Origin of the sequence: Polynucleobacter sp. AP-Kaivos-20-H2 (assembly GCF_018882215.1) — a bacterium.
In the GTDB taxonomy this organism is placed as follows: Bacteria; Pseudomonadota; Gammaproteobacteria; order Burkholderiales; family Burkholderiaceae; genus Polynucleobacter.
The window spans coordinates 92,610-108,628 of the sequence record NZ_JACVOX010000002.1; the positions used below are offsets into that span (position 1 = coordinate 92,610).

Sequence of the window (16,019 nt, forward strand, 5' to 3'; positions counted from 1 at the left end):
AATTTGAAAAAATAGTCTGGAAATGGCTTTAAAGCGCTTTTATGAGGCAGAAGTGCTCGGTTTATTGCACTGCAATATTTGTGCATTCAACGGCATATAAGAATTTAAAAGTTTGATACCCGTAAAGCCTGCTTGACGTAATAAACCACTAATTTCCGCTTCAGTTCTCGGCCTCCCCCTCCCCATCGCCAGAAGATAAAAGCCGAAGTAGGCATGCCCCATCGCCTCAAACCCCTTGGTCTCGGCCATGGGCTCTGCAAGCAGCAAAGTCCCGCCCGGAGTGAGGGCGTCAAATACATTGGCAAGCAACTGCTTTACTCGAACGTCATCATGATCAAAAATCACTCGAACTAGAGTTGCCAAATCACAGTCTTTAGGAAGGGGGTCTTGAAAAAAGTTTCCGCCTACGGCCTGCGCTCTATCGGATAAACCGATTTCTTTAAAGTGCGCATTAGACAGCTCTGCCACGCCAGGAATATCAAATAATTTAAAAGTAAGGTGGGGATAGCGGTTAGCCAATCTTTTAATAAAAGCCCCTTGGCCACCACCGATATCCAAAACCATGTGATGCCTACCCATTGGATAGGCATCGATAATCTCATCCGTTACCAGTGATTGGGTGTGTGCCATTAATCTAGAGTAGTCAGCAACTGTTTCAGCTGATAAGTTTTCTGGTGCGGCGCCCTGCTCAGGCGTGATGTAGGACCAGTACTCATTGAGAGCGACAGAACTTTTATCCCCCTGCAACAAGGAAATTGGGTCAGATAAGTCTCGATAAAAATCGGCATGATGCTTAACCATATCCAGAATAGCAATATTGCCAACTAATGGTGCACTTTTCATGCTGAGGGCATAGCGATCCCCGCTACGCTTGACTAGTAACTGGATGGCAACTGCTGCATCTAGTAAACGCCTCAGGCCGGCTGGTTTTAGGGGGACTTGTTTTTGAAGATCCCCAAAACTCAAAGCGCCATTTGCCAAAATATCAAAAAGATTTAGTTGGGTGCAAGCAAGTAGGACTTGGGTATAGACAAAGCCCGCCATCAAATCAAAGATATCGGAGGCTTGCCTTTTGACTATCCAGCGAGTGAGAGGAAAACGTGTAGCCCAGCGCTGAAAGTTTGGCGAGGCAATTAGACGATTTCGCCAATCGAGAAAAAATTCCATGAATGGCAATTTATAAATTATATAAAAACAGGTTTAAGCTTAAGAATTGGTAGTTTGGCGGAATAGAATCTTTCTCTCTGTATCCTTGAACCAGTTGGATGGGACTAGACGCTCAGACTCTTGGCTTACCAGGCCACGTAACATTTTCTCACCCTTGCAATGCGGTATAGAGGTGATTGCCTTTCGCACCAATTCATCAAATCGTTGTACTGCTCCAGTCAAGCCTAAATCTTTTGCAGAGCTAGGGCGATTGTGAGCAACATCCTGTCCAGACGGTTTGCCTAAAGTACTTTGATCTACGATCACATCGCGAATATCATCTGCCACTTGATAGGCCTCACCCAACCACTGACCGAGCGGTCTCCAAGTAGCCGCATCCGCTCCTGCAGCCTGCGCACCAGCAGCAGTCGCCGCCTCAAATAAAGATCCTGTTTTAGCTCGCTGGTAATCACCCAGGTCTACTTTTGGCTCGCACTCCCAGGCCTGACCAGCAACAATTCCATGCGGTGATCCCACACTCATTGCGATCGTATTCATCAATGGCGCTAGGCGAAAAATCGAACGAGTTCCTGAGCTTGCTAAACACTGAAAAGCTAAAACGATTAAGGCATCACCTGCAAGAACAGCGATTCGCTCACCATAAGCTGTATGTACAGAAGGTCTTCCTCGCCTTAACTCTGCATCATCAAAGCAAGGTAAATCATCGTGGACTAACGATGCGCAATGCAATAATTCGATTGAGCTAGCAGCCGCATTAGATAGAGCAGGATCATCATCACCACAAGCAGCCGCCACTGCCAAACATAATTGAGGACGAATTCTGGCGCCCCCAGGAAATACGGAGTAATGCATTGCCTCCTGTAACAGTTGAGGCCCCTGTTTAGAGTAGGCCAGGTGCATTGCATCTTCAAGGCTTTGATTGATTCGATCTAGCATGCTCATATTTATTCTCTCAAGCGGCTACAGTAACGTTGTCATAAATACCCTCGAGACGATCCTCAAGCTCATCATTTGCCTCTTGCATTTGCTTGAGCATCTCTTCATCAGGCTGCCAGTAATTTCTTTGTGACGCCTCAGTCAAACGATTCGCTAAACGCGCTGCGGCAGTAGGGTTCAGTTTTGCTAAGCGTTCACGCATCTCTGGGTTCAGCATGAACGTTTCAGTTAGCTGCTTATAAACCCAGGGTTGAACTTGACCTGTTGTTGCTGACCAACCCATAGTATTGGTGATGTGAACTTCAATTTGGCGCACACCCTCATAACCACTTTCCAACATGCCTTCATACCACTTTGGATTAAGCATGCGAGTACGAGTTTCTAAAGACACTTGCTCGGAGAGCGTTCTTACTGCGCCCTCACCCTTTGTTTGATCACCGATAAATACCGGCACATCTGCCCCACCCTTGGCACGTTTTACTGCTCTAGTAATGCCGCCCAAGGTATCAAAGTAGTTATCAATCGTAGTAACTCCCAATTCCATTGAATCCAGATTTTGATATGTCATTTGCACATCGGATAAAACACTCTTTAACAAAGCGTTGTTCTGAATAGGCACACCAGCACGTCCGAAAGCAAAACCTTTTCTGCGGGTATAGGTTTCAGCTAGCTCATCTTCCTCTTCCCATACGCTGTTTTCCACCATATTGCTAACGTTAGACCCATAGGCGCCATCAGCATTCCCATAAACACGTAATGATGCAGTTTCTAAGTCACAACCATGTTCTTTTTGGTAAGCCAAGGAATGTTTACGAATGAAGTTTTGCTCAAGCGGCTCATCTTCAGCAGAGGCTGCCATAAATGCGGCTTCGGCCAACAATTTAATTTGCAAAGGCAGGAGATCTCGGAAGATACCAGACAGAGTAATGACTACGTCGACTCTAGGGCGCCCTAATTCGCTTAATGGAATCAATTCCGCACCAGCTAAACGACCGTAACTATCAAAGCGTGGTTTAGCGCCCATCAATGCAAGGGCCTGACCAATTTGCCCACCCTCAGATTTCAAGTTATCACTACCCCATAAAACCATCGCAATCGATTCTGGGAGTTCATGACTGTCTTCTTGGTATTTATCCAGAATGCGCTGAGCTTGCTTAGCGCCATCCTTAACAGCGAAGACGCTCGGGATTCTAAAAGGGTCAAAGCCATGCAAATTACGACCCGTAGGAAGTACTTCGGGGTTACGCATCACATCACCGCCTGCAGCAGGCCGAATGAAACGGCCATCTAAGGCATCCAGCATCCCAGTCACCTCTGTCTCTGCAGACATCAGCTCATTAGACTTGACCATCTTGCCAAATAAATCTTCTAGAGTTTCTCGACTACCTAGTTCAAGTAACTCCGGATTGGCATCGATCACTTTGTCAAACTTCTCACCATTCATGAGAGCCTCGACTACAGCGTCCTCTATAGGGTGATCCAATGCCACATCAGCCATCGCCTTCAATAAACCAAAGCGCTCAGCAAGTGGAGGTACAGCACCAACTACATGTAAGCCATGGGGTATTAAGGTGTACTCGAGTTCAAGCAATTCATTGAAGAGATTGCTGACCGTATTTTGCAAGTCATTAACATCAGACTTATCCCATACCGGCTCTGCTTTACACAGATCAATCTCAGCCGCTTGGGCCTGTATCAGCTCAGCTAAATCAAGCCGTTCTTGATGTGCATCTAGATCTAAAGATCTAAAGCGTTCAATGGATGCTTTCAAATCTGCCAAGCCAGCATATAAACCCGCTTGAGTCACTGGCGGGGTGAGGTAACTAATGAGCGTTGCACCAGAGCGACGTTTAGCAATCGCACCCTCAGAAGGATTATTCGATGCGTATAAATAAATATTCGGCAAATCATTAATTAAACGATCAGGCCAGCAAGCACCACTCATACCGGTTTGTTTGCCAGGCATGAACTCAAGTGCACCATGCGTACCAAAGTGGATTACTGCAGTGGCAGCAAAGTCTTCCCGCAAATAACGGTAGTAAGCAGAGAAAGCATGGGTTGGTGCAAAGCCACGCTCAAACAATAAACGCATTGGATCACCTTCATAACCAAAAGAAGGCTGAACAGAAAGTAGTACATTACCGAACTGCTTGCCAAGCACAAAGATCGAGCTACCGTTTGAAAGTTGCTTACCAGGAGCCGGTCCCCATTGAGCCTCGATTTCTTTTAACCAGCGCTCGCGACGCACATGGTCGTCTACTGGAATCAAAGCATGAACGTTTGCATCAGCACCATATTGCTGAGCATTGCCTTTCAAAATCGAATCACGCAATTCATCAACAGATTCTGGAACGTCAACGGTATAACCACGCTCCTTCATCCCAATCAATAAGTTTTGAACCGATTGGAATACGCTTAAGTAAGCTGCACTACCAATGTTGCCGGCATTTGGCGGAAAGTTAAACAATACGATGCCCACTTTGCGCTCTGCGCGTTCCGAACGACGCAGGTCAACTAATTTACCAACGCGTGCAGCCAACATCCCTACACGCTCAGTACAGGTGAACATATCCTGAGGGTTGTGATCATCCGTAAATGAGCATTGCTTATGACAACCCGTGCAAGTCGTACCAGATGCACCAGGACGTCCGCCATAAACCATCGGAATGGTAGAGCCGTCTAACTCAGGAATCGCCACCATGATGGTACTTTCGACTGGAAGTAAACCGCGCTCAGAACTTCCCCACTGCTCCAGATTCTGAAACTCCACTGGGTGAGCAGCAATGTAGGGGATATCTAATTTAGCCAATACCTCTTCAGCTGCATGGGCATCGTTGTAGGCTGGTCCACCCACCAAAGAGAAGCCCGTTAAAGAAATCATGGCATCGATGGTTGGTTTACCGTCTTGACTGAAGTAATCATCAATTGCTGGACGAGCATCTAAGCCGGCAGCAAAGGCAGGCACCACCTGCAAACCTTGAGCCTCTAATGCGGCAATAACGGGATCATAGTGACCGCTATTGCCAGACACTAAGTAAGAGCGAAGTACTAAGAGCCCCACTCTGCCACGCGCTTTTGCATCTGGTACCACCTTAGGTAAATCGCTTAACTTGCTGCTAAGGCGATTCTTCATACGCGGGTGGTATACACCAGAATCAGGATACTCAACTGGATCAAGCGCCTTCGCATTTTTACGCAAAGCCTCACGTGATCCAGAGGCATAGCGATTAATCAGATTGGCCATCATGTTGTACATGTTCTCTTGAGAGCCGCCTAACCAATACTGCAAAGATAAGAAATAGGCCCTGAGGTCTTGCGCGGTACCTGGCACAAAACGCAACATCTGCGGAATCACACGTAACATCTTCATTTGCTTTGCACCAGCAGTGGACGCCTTACTCTTGCCATCCTTATCTTTAGCGCTTGGGCGCAACTTTTTGAGCATCGCCATCAAACCACTGGCTGGCTGACTCATATCCAGCTTGCCAATTTTTGTTAACTTAGTAACGTCTCCGGCAGACATGGCGCAAACCATGGCATCACAATGATCTCGCCTTGCTTTGAGATCATCCAAGATAGGCAAATAGTGATCCTCAAGGAATAACATCGTGGCAATCACAATGTCGCCACTAGCAATGTCATCCTTGCAGTTTTGTAAATGTTCAGGATTACCCGCAAATTCACTAGCCGAATGGATGCTTAGGGTTGCTCCTGGAATCGTCTTCTTGAGATCCTCATAGGCACGGTTTGCGGCACTATTTAAATGAGTATCCATTGTCACCAGCACCAGCCGAATTGGCTCATGCAGGTTAGAAGCTTTTGTTTTTGTAAGCATTAAATAAGTAGCATTAAAAAGGTCAAATTTAGAAAATTTACTTTTTACTTTTTGTCTCGGTTTGATTCTTTAAGAATCCTACAATACTGTCAACTAAAATTGACACTAAATTTGCTATAAAGCTATTATTTAAGGGTAAGTCCTAGTAAAAATTTAATGCCAGTATATTTACGGAATGTAATGCGCATTAATAGATTTGCTGCTGTGCAATAAATGAACTTTTAGGGTTTGAATTAAACAATTTCAAGGAATCTGAATGGCACGTAACTACCCTTTCTCTGCAATTGTTGGTCAAGAAGACATGAAATTAGCAATCCTAATTGCGGCACTCGATTCGAGTGTTGGGGGAGTGCTAGTGATGGGAGACCGCGGTACCGGTAAATCCACTGCAGTTCGCGCACTTGCAGCATTACTTCCAGAGATGAACTCGGTTCAAGACTGTGTATATGCCTGCGATCCAAATGCTGCAAGCGGAACCTGCCCTGTGTGTGATGCAATGAGAGTGAAACTCAAGATTGGTGGAAAACTCAAAGCCGTCAAGAAGCCCGTTCCTGTGGTTGACATGCCATTAGGCGCCACTGAAGACCGAGTCATCGGATCATTGGATATTGAAAAAGCGTTGAGCTCTGGAGAGAAAGCGTATGAACCCGGTCTACTTGCCAAAGCGCATCGCGGCTTTTTGTATATAGATGAGGTCAATCTCTTAGAGGATCACTTAGTTGATTTATTGATTGACGTTGCCGCTTCCGGGGTAAATGTAGTTGAAAGAGAAGGCTTGAGTATTCGTCACCCAGCTAAGTTTGTATTGGTCGGCAGTGGGAATCCAGAGGAAGGTGAATTGCGTCCACAGCTATTGGACCGTTTTGGTCTAGCAGTTGAAGTCAAAACACCTCAAGATCCAAAGTCTCGAGTAGAAATCATCAAGCGCCGTGATGAGTTTGAGCGCAACCAAGAAAAATTCATGGCGATCTGGGAAAAAGAAGATGAGGTCATTCGGCAGCAAATTCAGGCAGGGAAAAAGAAGTTGTCATCTGTGAAGGTGGATGATGCCATGCTGGAAAAAGTCACTCAGCTTTGTAGCCATTTGGGAACAGATGGTTTGCGTGGAGAGTTAACACTACTACGCGCAACTCGTGCTTATGCAGCCTTGTGCGGAAAAAGTCATGTCACGATTGAGCATCTGAGAAAGATTGCCGTGCCTGCTTTGCAGCACCGTCTCAGACGCAATCCCCTAGATGACTCTAGCTCCGCTGTTCGAGTTAGAAGAGCCTTAGAAGAGCTATTCCCCGAAACAAGCAAGTAAGTAAGTTCAATCAATAAATACCGTCTTTTGGAAACTCAAGAACAAACCCAAGAGATCAGCAAGAGTGCCAAACTCGAAACTTGGTTGCGGGCACTTCAAGTTGCTCAACTCTTAGTCATCAATCCACATGGTCTGGGAGGCGTGATTTTGCGCGCGCGTTCTGGGCCTGTGAGAGATCGTTGGTTAGCTTATCTCAACACTGTTGCTCAATTAGGCGGTATGCGCCTGCCATTGCGCAAAATGCCACTCGGAATCTCTGATGAAGATCTGATTGGCGGAATCGATCTCGATCAAACATTGCGCACAGGTAAGGCCATTCTAAGACAAGGACTCCTCGCCCAATGCGATCAGCAGCTTTTAATCATACCAATGGCTGAAAGAGTAGAGGTCGGCGCTGCAGCAAAAGTAGTGAGCGCTCTAGATAATGGATTTATTGCCATTGAGCGTGATGGTCAAAGTAAAAGAATTGATAGTCGCTTTGGTGTTGTGGCCTTAGATGAAGGGATCGAAGACGACGAACAACCCAATGAAAAGATTAGGCAAAGAACCGCCTTTCTTTTAAATCTCGACATCATCGGCTGGAGAGATCTACCAGAAACGGATGATGATTTTCTACCGGATGCAGACTCACTACAATATGCTAGTGAACATTTTTCAAATGTCAGCATTAGTGAAGATAGTCTTAGTGCGCTCGTAGGAGTTGCCGAGCAACTCGGTATTGCATCAATTCGTGCATTGAACTTAGCACTCAATACTGCGAAATGCTTAGCCGCCTTTGATAGGGAAGACGAAGTCAGCAGCATACATCTCCAACGCGCTATTGCTTTAGTTTTATCCCCACGCGCCACACGAATGCCACAAAGCGCTCCCCCAGAAGAGGAAGAAATTCCACCTGAATCAGAGCAAGACGAACAAAACGAAAGTGAGCAGGATCCATTGGATCAAGAGCCACCGCCGCCACCGCCAGAAATACCGCCGCCCGATCCAACTAAAGATCAGAATCAGAATGAAGATGATCGAGAGGATGAGGAGCAAGAAAGTGATGCACAAAATCCTCAAGCGCTTGAAGATGAAATTCTCGAAGCTGCCCAAGCGGCTATACCCGCTGATCTTTTAGCTCGTTTGGCTGATTTAGCTGATTTGAAAACGCCCAAAGGAATGGGTGGTAAGACAGGTGCTATTAAAGTCGGTCGTGTACGTGGTCGCCCCCTAGGCAATATGCCGGGCATGCCTGAAGGTGGCAAAACACTGAGCATTATTGATACGCTTCGTGCTGCCGTTCCTTGGCAAGCTGTTCGTAGAGCGGAAATAAAGGCGGCTGGCAAACTTATCCCCGCAGGAAAAATCCTTATTCGCAAAGAAGATTTTAGGATCAAGCGTTATCAAGAGCGGACCCAAACTTTAACGATGTTTATCGTAGACGCTTCTGGCTCCTCTGCAATGCATCGCCTGGCAGAAGCTAAAGGCGCTGTAGAACTCCTCTTAGCAGAATGCTATGTGCGACGAGACCAAGTGGCAGTAATGTCATTTAGGGGCAGTGTTGCTGAACTCGTTCTTGCCCCTACGCGTTCATTGGTAAAGGCGAAGCGCGCTTTAAGTGGGTTACTAGGGGGAGGCGGGACTCCTTTATCTCGTGCCATTGATGAATCTTTTGAGATAGCCAGTACATCCATGAGAAAAGGTCTCACCCCTGCTCTTGTCTTCCTAACGGATGGTCGCGCCAATATCGCTAAGGACGGCTCCCCAGGAAGACCAAAAGCAATGGAAGATGCACAGCAGTCAGCACGTGCTGCCTCTCATTACTCTTTTAAGTCATTATGGATTGACACTTCCCCGCAAGCTCGAGACGAAGGTAAGGCAATTGCCGCATTACTTGGATCGATGTACCTACCCCTACCAAATGCAGGTGCAAATGAGGTTTCTCAAGCAATTATGCAAGGCCTTAAAAAGGCTTAAGCACCAAACTAAGTCTTCAAACCCTCGAGAATGATTTGCACTACCTTGTTTGGCTCAAGCTCATGCATGATGTGGCCACCCTCCCACTTCACAATCTCCGCAGCTGGAAAGTAATCCTGAATAATCTTCTCTAAAGGTTTAACCGGAATCCACGTATCTTGATTGCCCAATACACAGATTAATTTACCTTGATATAAGTCTGCCTCAGCCAATACTTTTTGAATGTCAGCTGCAGCCATGAAATTCATGGAACCACGCACATGATCTGAGCGTTCAAAGAGTTTTCGGTAATGCACTCGGCGAGCCTCTGGCAAAATGGTATTCGTTGAATCCAGTAGCTTATCTACCATCCCCAAACTAGGTGACAGCGAAGCAAGCAAACTGGAAAGTGTTGAAGATCTGGTAATAGGGCCTAAGAGCGGCCCAAAGAAGCTGGTATAGACAGGTGGTGGTGGTATAAAAGATGGATTTAAAGCAATCACTAGCTTCGGCTGCTTAGGTGCTGCCACTGCAAAACGAAGCGCTAAGGGAGCTCCAGCAGAATGCCCCACTACGATCGATGGCGCTTCAATTCCTAATTGCTCAATGAGTAGTTGCAATGAGCGCGCGATGACATCAAGCTTGAGGTCTTCTAATTTTGCGCCTTGAGTAAAGGCATGGCCCGGCAAATCTGGCACTAGCACTTGCGCATGAGGCTCTAACAGAGGAATCAAATCTGACCAAGAGTGGGTTGAGCTGCCAGTGCCGTGCAATAGCAAAACTACGGGGCCCTTACCGGTGAGCTGCACATGCCAATCCAAACCCCCAACAGAGATAAGCCTGCTATGTTGTCGATTGGGCCAATCTAAGGGGATTCGTTTCATTCTTATAAAAACTCTTTGAGTGCGGCAAGGCCAATATTTGGCTGCTCTTCTTGCGGTAAGTGACCAATATTAGGCAAGGATACTCTCTTCGCATTCGGCATCACCTTTAAGTAATCGTTTGCATTGGCAATGGGAATGAAGGCATCCTTTTCACCCCAGATGAGCAGTGTAGGAACTTTAATATTGGTCAGAGCGGGTACTGGATCCTGCAGAACCGTTTGCTGCATACGAGCCAAAATTGCCCCCCTCACTCCTGGCGCTAACATCAGGTCATAGTAACGATTCACTAAAGCATCATTTAATGTATTTGGATTAGCGTAGGCCGGCTCAAGATTCATCGCCAAAAAAGTTTTAGAAAAGAAGTATCGATAAAGCTGAGCGATGGCGGGAACCTCCGTCTTTTTACCGTACTCCATTCTTGGGCTGGCATACCCATCTGGGGATATGAGTACCAACTTACTAACCTGATCCGGATAACGTGCGGCAAACTGCCAAGCAAACTTACCGCCCATCGAGTTACCTACCAGTACCACTTTTGGAATCTGTAACTCCTTCAAGAAGGCTTCGATCACTGCCACACTTCTCTCATCGGTGTAGATGCCACTAGGATCTTCGCCCGTGAGAGCAAAGCCTGGTAAATCAAGGGAAATAACACGGTACTCACTACTTAAAGCCTCTGTCCAGGCATCCCAAGTCTGCAAGCTAGATCCGAAGCCGTGCAAAAATAAAATGGGGACTGGATTTTTAGATGGTCCAGTGTCCTGATAATGAATATTGACTCCCAAGGCACTGACATAAGCAGTTTTAGGTGATCCATAGACTTTCTCCAACTCTGCTTTAGACTTGTCAGGAGTCCATAAATAGAGGGCAGCAAGAAATAGCAATGCCGTTAACACAACAGCAATAATCTTGAGTACTTTTAGAAACATTACTTTTAGCCTTAATATGACAATAATTCATGATTACTAAAATTAAGACTTTAATAGAAAAATGACAACCACCACAAATCAACCGCTTGCAATTGTTACTGGCTCCTCATCTGGCGTTGGTTTATATGCCGCCAAAGCCCTGCTGGCTCGAAACTGGCGACTGGTACTAGCTGTCCGAGATCCCCAAAAGATGGAGTTGGTTGCCAAGGCTCATCAATTTGACTCAAGCCAATATGAAATCTGGCAACTAGACTTAGGCAATCTGGATAGTGTGAAGGCATTTGTCCAGCGCTTTAATGAAAGTGGTCAAAAACTCAATGCCTTGCTCTGCAATGCAGCCACCTACCTACCACTCCTAAAAGAACCAGCCCGCTCACCTCAAGGATTTGAGATCAGCGTGGCAACGAATTACTTTGGGCACTATGTATTAAGCAGAATGCTGCTTGAAAATCTGAAGAAAACGGCTGCACAAAATGAGCATGCGCGCCTCATCACCTTGGGGACTGTGACCGCCAACTCAGAAGAATTCGGGGGCAAAGTTCCAATTCCAGCTCCTGCAGATATTGGTGCCCTAGAGGGCCTCATGGCTGGTTTTAAAGCACCTATTGCCATGATTAACGGAAAGCCCTTTAAGCCAGGCAAAGCCTACAAAGACAGTAAGTTATGCAATATGGTGATGAATCGAGAGCTACAAAAGAGATATCACGCCAGCACAGGTGTGATCTTTAATACCCTCTACCCTGGATGCGTAGCTGAGACGGCACTGTTTCGAGATACGCCCCCACTCTTCCAGAAAATATTTCCCTGGTTTCAGAAAAACATTACTAAAGGTTTTGTGAGTCAAGAGCTTGCGGGCGAGCGGGTTGCTCAGGTCGTAGCCGATTCACGCTTTACCCAATCCGGCGTTCACTGGAGTTGGGGAAATCGCAACTCAGCTATTCGAGAGCCCTTTGCCCAAGAGCTCTCCATGAAAGCCAAGAGTGAAAAGCTCAGTAAGGATCTCTGGGAAATTACCGCCAAGCTCGTTGGGATGCCCAACGATTAATTAAGCAGTTAACTAAGTAGCCAGCTAAGACCTCACTAAGCTAGTTAATCAAAGCCCAGCAAATCAAATATATCCCTGTCCTTCATTGGTACTGAAGGCAGTGGATCGGTTCCCAACCAGAGCGCTGCGGCCAAACGCATGTACTCTTGCTGGACTAACTCAAGCTCTGGAGAATATTCCATTTCAAATAAAGTCGATTTCTTCAAGCGACTACGACGAATCACATCCAAATCTGGAAAATGAGCCATGGTCTTTAATCCCACTTGCTCATTAAATTTGTCGATTTGATCGGTATCTTTGCTGCGATTGGCAATCACACCTCCCAATCGAACGTTGTAGTTTTTTGCCTTCGCTCCAATGGCCTGAATAATGCGATTCATCGCAAAAATAGAATCAAAATCATTGGCGGTGACGATCAGCGCCCGATCAGCATGCTGAAGTGGCGCAGCAAAGCCGCCACACACTACGTCACCTAAAACGTCAAAAATCACGACATCGGTATCGTCCAGCAAATGATGCTCCTTCAGAAGCTTCACTGTTTGCCCAACCACATACCCGCCACAACCTGTACCAGCCGGAGGCCCGCCTGCCTCAACACACATCACGCCGTTATAACCTTCGTACACAAAGTCTTCAATGCGTAACTCTTCTGAATGAAAGTCCACTTTCTCAAGAACATCGATTACCGTAGGCATCAGTTTTTTGGTTAGGGTAAATGTCGAGTCATGTTTAGGATCGCAACCAATCTGTATGACACGTTTTCCCAATTTAGAAAAAGCGACTGATAGGTTAGATGAGGTGGTGCTCTTACCAATACCACCTTTTCCGTAGATCGCAAATACCTTAGCCTTGCCAATCTTCAAATTAGGATCAAGCGGTACCTGAAGGCTGCCTTCACCATCAGGTGGTGCGCTACGAAAATCTGAAATGGGGATATTGATTTCTTTCATGCTTTCTAACCTTCAATCTTCTCAACACGAGGTCGATATTTAACTTCTAAAATGTGCCTTTGCATCATACAAAGTTTCTAATGTAATACTAATAAGTCCCTGCTCTACCGCATAACGCTCTGTATTTCTTCTCGCTTTTCCTCTTACAAAAAAGGGAATCTTGTTGAGCTCTTTTTCTGCGTCGGTTTCCCAGGCGGGTGCTCCATTTTGGGAGGCAACCATAGCAGATGATTTATCTTCGCTTTCTTTGGCAGGAGTTGAGGCATGCCCAAGATGCGATGGCATAGCACCTTCATGGAATTCAAAATCCCCTTTGAACATGCCAATTAAATGCTCTTCAAGACCCATCATGAGAGGATGGACCCAGGAATCAAATAACACGCATGCGCCCTCAAATCCCATTTGCGGTGAATAGCGGGACGGAAAGTCTTGCACGTGTACTGGAGATGAAATCACTGCACAAGGTATTTTCAAGCGCTTGGCAATATGGCGTTCCATCTGGGTTCCTAGGATTAATTCTGGTTGAAGCTCGGTAATCTTTTCCTCAACTTCTAAATAGTCATCCGTAATGATTGCTTCAAGCCCAAGCTCAGCAGCTGCTTCACGCACTTCACGAGCCAATTCACGACTGTAGGTTCCCAATCCAACGACTTTGAAACCCATTTCATGAGCAGCTACTTTTGCCGCAGCGATTGCATGAGTGGCGTCACCAAATATAAATACGCGTTTATTGGTGAGGTAGGTAGAGTCCACCGATAAGGCATACCAACGCGCCTTGGATGATTGACTTAATTTTTCCACATCACATTCAATGCCAGCAAGTTGACAAACTTCGGTGATAAAAGCTTGAGTCCCTTTAAATCCAATCGGGATGGTTTTAGTCGACGGTTGACCAAAGCTACGACTCATCCAAGTAGCTGCAGTATTGGCAGTCTCTGGATACAAATTGACGTTAAAGTCTCCCTCATGTAAACGGGCAATATCCGCTGGATTAGCACCCAAGGGTGCAACCACATTGACTTCAATACCCAAGTCACTCAATAAGCGAGAAATTTCTTCAACATCATCACGGTGGCGAAATCCAAGCGCTGTGGGCCCTAAAATATTACAGCTTGGCTTTGTATCCACCGCTCGGGCTGGGCGCTGTTGCCCTGGGGCCAAGATAAATGATTGCCCCAATAAACGGACCATCTGATAAAAAGTTTCTGCTGCGCCCCAGTTTTCTTTCTTTTGATATGCCGGCAATTCAAGCGGCAATATCGGAACTGGCAAATCCAGGGCTGCAGCCAGGCCACCCGGATCATCTTGAATGAGCTCAGCCGTACATGAAGCGCCCACCATTAATAAGTCGGGTTTAAAACGGGCATATGCTGTTCTTGCGGCATCTTTAAATAACTCTGCAGTATCGCTACCTAAATCACGCGCCTGAAAAGTCGTATAGGTTACTGGCGGCCGTTTTTTCATCCGCTCAATCATGGTGAACAGGAGATCCGCATAGGTATCGCCTTGCGGAGCATGCAGCACGTAATGTACTTTCTCCATTGCCGTAGCAATCCTCATGGCACCCACATGCGGCGGCCCCTCATAAGTCCAGAGGGTTAACTTCATGCAGCCTCCGTCATCATGAGCTTCGCTTTTCTCGTTAAGGGGCGCGCAAACAACTCTGCTAGATCAGCCGCCTGATTGAATCCTTGAATCGGCGTAAAGACAAGCTCAATAGACCACTTCGTAGTGAAACCCTCAGCTTCTAAGGGATTAGCAAGTCCTAGGCCACATACCACCATGTCGGGTTGCTGCGCACGACAACGATCTAATTGATTCTCTACATTTTGACCTTCGGACAATTGAGTCTTGGGATCTAACATCGCCAATTCCTCTGCCATATGCTGACGATGCAAATAAGGAACACCGACCTCCATCAGATTCATGCCCAGCTCTCTATTTAAATAACGCGCTAGGGGTATTTCTAACTGAGAGTCTGGAAAAAAGAAAATGGATTTGCCCTGCAAGACTGCGCGATGTGGTTCAAGTGATTTATTGGCGCGATCCCGCTGTGGAGCGATCACCTTTTCAAATACCTCGGGAGAAATATTCATGGCTGTAGCTGCAGCTGAGAACCATTTTTCTGTTCCCTCCACCCCCAATGGAAAAGGTGCAGCAATTCTTTGAGCTCCCATATTCTCTAGGAACCTAGCGGTATCCGTCAGAAATGGCTGAGCTAATAAATATTTAGTCTTTGGGCCGACAACGATTCGTTGAGTGGATTCCCGCGGTGGGAAAAAAGCGAAGGACTTTACACCCAGATCTTTAAAGATACGATGGAATTGATCCTCGACAACATCAGCCAAGCAACCCACCACCAATAACTCCACCTCATCAGATTGATTGGATTTAGGTAGGTCCTGCACTAGCGCAGCCAAACAAGCATCTTCACCTTGGGTAAAGGTTGTTTCAATGCCACTGCCAGAGTAATTCAGAATGCGCACATTCGGAGCGAATGTTTTGCCTAGACGTTGTGCTGCCCTTGATAAATCTAACTTAATCACTTCCGAGGGACAAGAGCCCACCAAAAATAGCAACTTAATATCTGGACGACGTTCAAGCAATTGCTTCACCACCTTGTCCAATTCATCATTAGCATCTGCAAGACCAGCTAAATCACGATCATCAATAATGGCAGTTGCAAAACGGGGCTCCGCAAAAATCATCACACCTGCTGCAGATTGAATCAAGTGAGCACAGGTACGAGAGCCGACCACTAGAAAAAAGGCATCTTGAATTTTTCGATGCAGCCAGATAATCCCGGTGAGCCCACAGAAAACCTCTCTTTGACCGCGCTCCTTTAGGGGCTGAAAATCGACTATTACCTCTTGGGATGCAGAATTCAATTCTGGCCCCTGGCGTTGATATGCGACTTGAATTGAAGATTAAGGCTGTGAATCATGGGATTAATTTCAAAAAGGGTCAGGCAGCAAGAAAATAGTTATTCATTTAACTGTAACAATAATCTTACACAGTAAAAGCTTCTTAAACGC

Annotated in this window: 11 protein-coding genes; 3 read left to right on the forward strand and 8 right to left on the reverse strand. The window is 46.3% G+C overall.

Annotated elements, in window-relative coordinates; translation table 11 throughout:
- Positions 1 to 39 precede the first annotated feature (39 nt).
- From ICE89_RS04925 to ICE89_RS04935, 3 genes are read right to left on the reverse strand one after another with little or no spacing between them, the layout of a single operon-like run.
- Complete coding sequence (locus ICE89_RS04925; protein WP_216265083.1) at positions 40 to 1,167, reverse strand: methyltransferase; 1,128 nt, start codon at positions 1,165 to 1,167, stop codon at positions 40 to 42.
- 39 nt (positions 1,168 to 1,206) lie between these two features.
- Complete coding sequence (locus tag ICE89_RS04930; protein ID WP_216265084.1) at positions 1,207 to 2,109, reverse strand: polyprenyl synthetase family protein; 903 nt, start codon at positions 2,107 to 2,109, stop codon at positions 1,207 to 1,209.
- A gap of 10 nt (positions 2,110 to 2,119) precedes the next feature.
- Complete coding sequence (locus ICE89_RS04935) at positions 2,120 to 5,938, reverse strand: magnesium chelatase subunit H (protein WP_216265085.1); 3,819 nt, start codon at positions 5,936 to 5,938, stop codon at positions 2,120 to 2,122.
- 256 nt (positions 5,939 to 6,194) lie between these two features.
- Between ICE89_RS04935 and bchI the strand changes: the two genes are divergently transcribed.
- Positions 6,195 to 7,241, forward strand: a complete 1,047-nt coding sequence (gene bchI / locus ICE89_RS04940; protein ID WP_216263604.1) for a magnesium chelatase ATPase subunit I — start codon at positions 6,195 to 6,197, stop codon at positions 7,239 to 7,241.
- A gap of 27 nt (positions 7,242 to 7,268) precedes the next feature.
- On the forward strand, positions 7,269 to 9,197 hold the full coding sequence (locus ICE89_RS04945) for a VWA domain-containing protein (protein WP_216265086.1): 1,929 nt from the start codon (positions 7,269 to 7,271) through the stop codon (positions 9,195 to 9,197).
- Between the two features lie 8 nt (positions 9,198 to 9,205).
- Here ICE89_RS04945 and bchO read toward each other — a convergent pair whose 3' ends face one another.
- Together bchO and ICE89_RS04955 are read right to left on the reverse strand one after the other, a co-directional pair.
- Complete coding sequence (gene bchO / locus ICE89_RS04950) at positions 9,206 to 10,060, reverse strand: alpha/beta fold hydrolase BchO (RefSeq protein ID WP_216265087.1); 855 nt, start codon at positions 10,058 to 10,060, stop codon at positions 9,206 to 9,208.
- Positions 10,061 to 10,062: 2 nt separating this feature from the next.
- A complete protein-coding gene (locus tag ICE89_RS04955) occupies positions 10,063 to 10,989 on the reverse strand; it encodes an alpha/beta fold hydrolase (protein WP_216265088.1) in 927 nt (308 codons plus the stop codon).
- A gap of 61 nt (positions 10,990 to 11,050) precedes the next feature.
- Here ICE89_RS04955 and ICE89_RS04960 point away from each other — a divergent pair, with 61 nt between their 5' ends.
- Positions 11,051 to 12,034: a protochlorophyllide reductase gene (locus ICE89_RS04960; RefSeq protein ID WP_216265089.1), complete on the forward strand. Its 984-nt coding sequence runs from the start codon at positions 11,051 to 11,053 to the stop codon at positions 12,032 to 12,034.
- Between the two features lie 44 nt (positions 12,035 to 12,078).
- On the opposite strand, the gene bchL is transcribed toward ICE89_RS04960, so the two are convergent.
- The 3 genes from bchL to ICE89_RS04975 are packed head-to-tail and all read right to left on the reverse strand — an operon-like array spanning position 12,079 to position 15,872.
- Positions 12,079 to 12,963 carry a ferredoxin:protochlorophyllide reductase (ATP-dependent) iron-sulfur ATP-binding protein gene (gene bchL / locus ICE89_RS04965; protein ID WP_370624898.1) on the reverse strand — a complete coding sequence of 295 codons (885 nt, stop codon included), beginning with the start codon at positions 12,961 to 12,963 and terminating at the stop codon, positions 12,079 to 12,081.
- A gap of 60 nt (positions 12,964 to 13,023) precedes the next feature.
- Positions 13,024 to 14,592, reverse strand: coding sequence for a ferredoxin:protochlorophyllide reductase (ATP-dependent) subunit B (gene bchB / locus ICE89_RS04970; protein ID WP_216265090.1), 1,569 nt, complete (start codon positions 14,590 to 14,592; stop codon positions 13,024 to 13,026).
- Positions 14,589 to 15,872, reverse strand: coding sequence for a ferredoxin:protochlorophyllide reductase (ATP-dependent) subunit N (locus ICE89_RS04975; RefSeq protein ID WP_216265091.1), 1,284 nt, complete (start codon positions 15,870 to 15,872; stop codon positions 14,589 to 14,591). The genes bchB and ICE89_RS04975 overlap by 4 nt, the downstream gene beginning before the upstream one ends.
- Positions 15,873 to 16,019 lie beyond the last annotated feature (147 nt).

Excerpts from the sequence above, each read along its gene's own strand:
- ICE89_RS04955 (WP_216265088.1), bottom strand. The coding sequence starts at position 10,989 with ATGTTTCTAAAAGTACTCAAGATTATTGCTGTTGTGTTAACGGCATTG.
- bchB (WP_216265090.1), bottom strand. The coding sequence starts at position 14,592 with ATGAAGTTAACCCTCTGGACTTATGAGGGGCCGCCGCATGTGGGTGCC.
- ICE89_RS04960 (WP_216265089.1), top strand. The coding sequence starts at position 11,051 with ATGACAACCACCACAAATCAACCGCTTGCAATTGTTACTGGCTCCTCA.
- ICE89_RS04930 (WP_216265084.1), bottom strand. The coding sequence starts at position 2,109 with ATGAGCATGCTAGATCGAATCAATCAAAGCCTTGAAGATGCAATGCAC.
- bchI (WP_216263604.1), top strand. The coding sequence starts at position 6,195 with ATGGCACGTAACTACCCTTTCTCTGCAATTGTTGGTCAAGAAGACATG.
- ICE89_RS04935 (WP_216265085.1), bottom strand. The coding sequence starts at position 5,938 with ATGCTTACAAAAACAAAAGCTTCTAACCTGCATGAGCCAATTCGGCTG.
- bchO (WP_216265087.1), bottom strand. The coding sequence starts at position 10,060 with ATGAAACGAATCCCCTTAGATTGGCCCAATCGACAACATAGCAGGCTT.
- ICE89_RS04925 (WP_216265083.1), bottom strand. The coding sequence starts at position 1,167 with ATGGAATTTTTTCTCGATTGGCGAAATCGTCTAATTGCCTCGCCAAAC.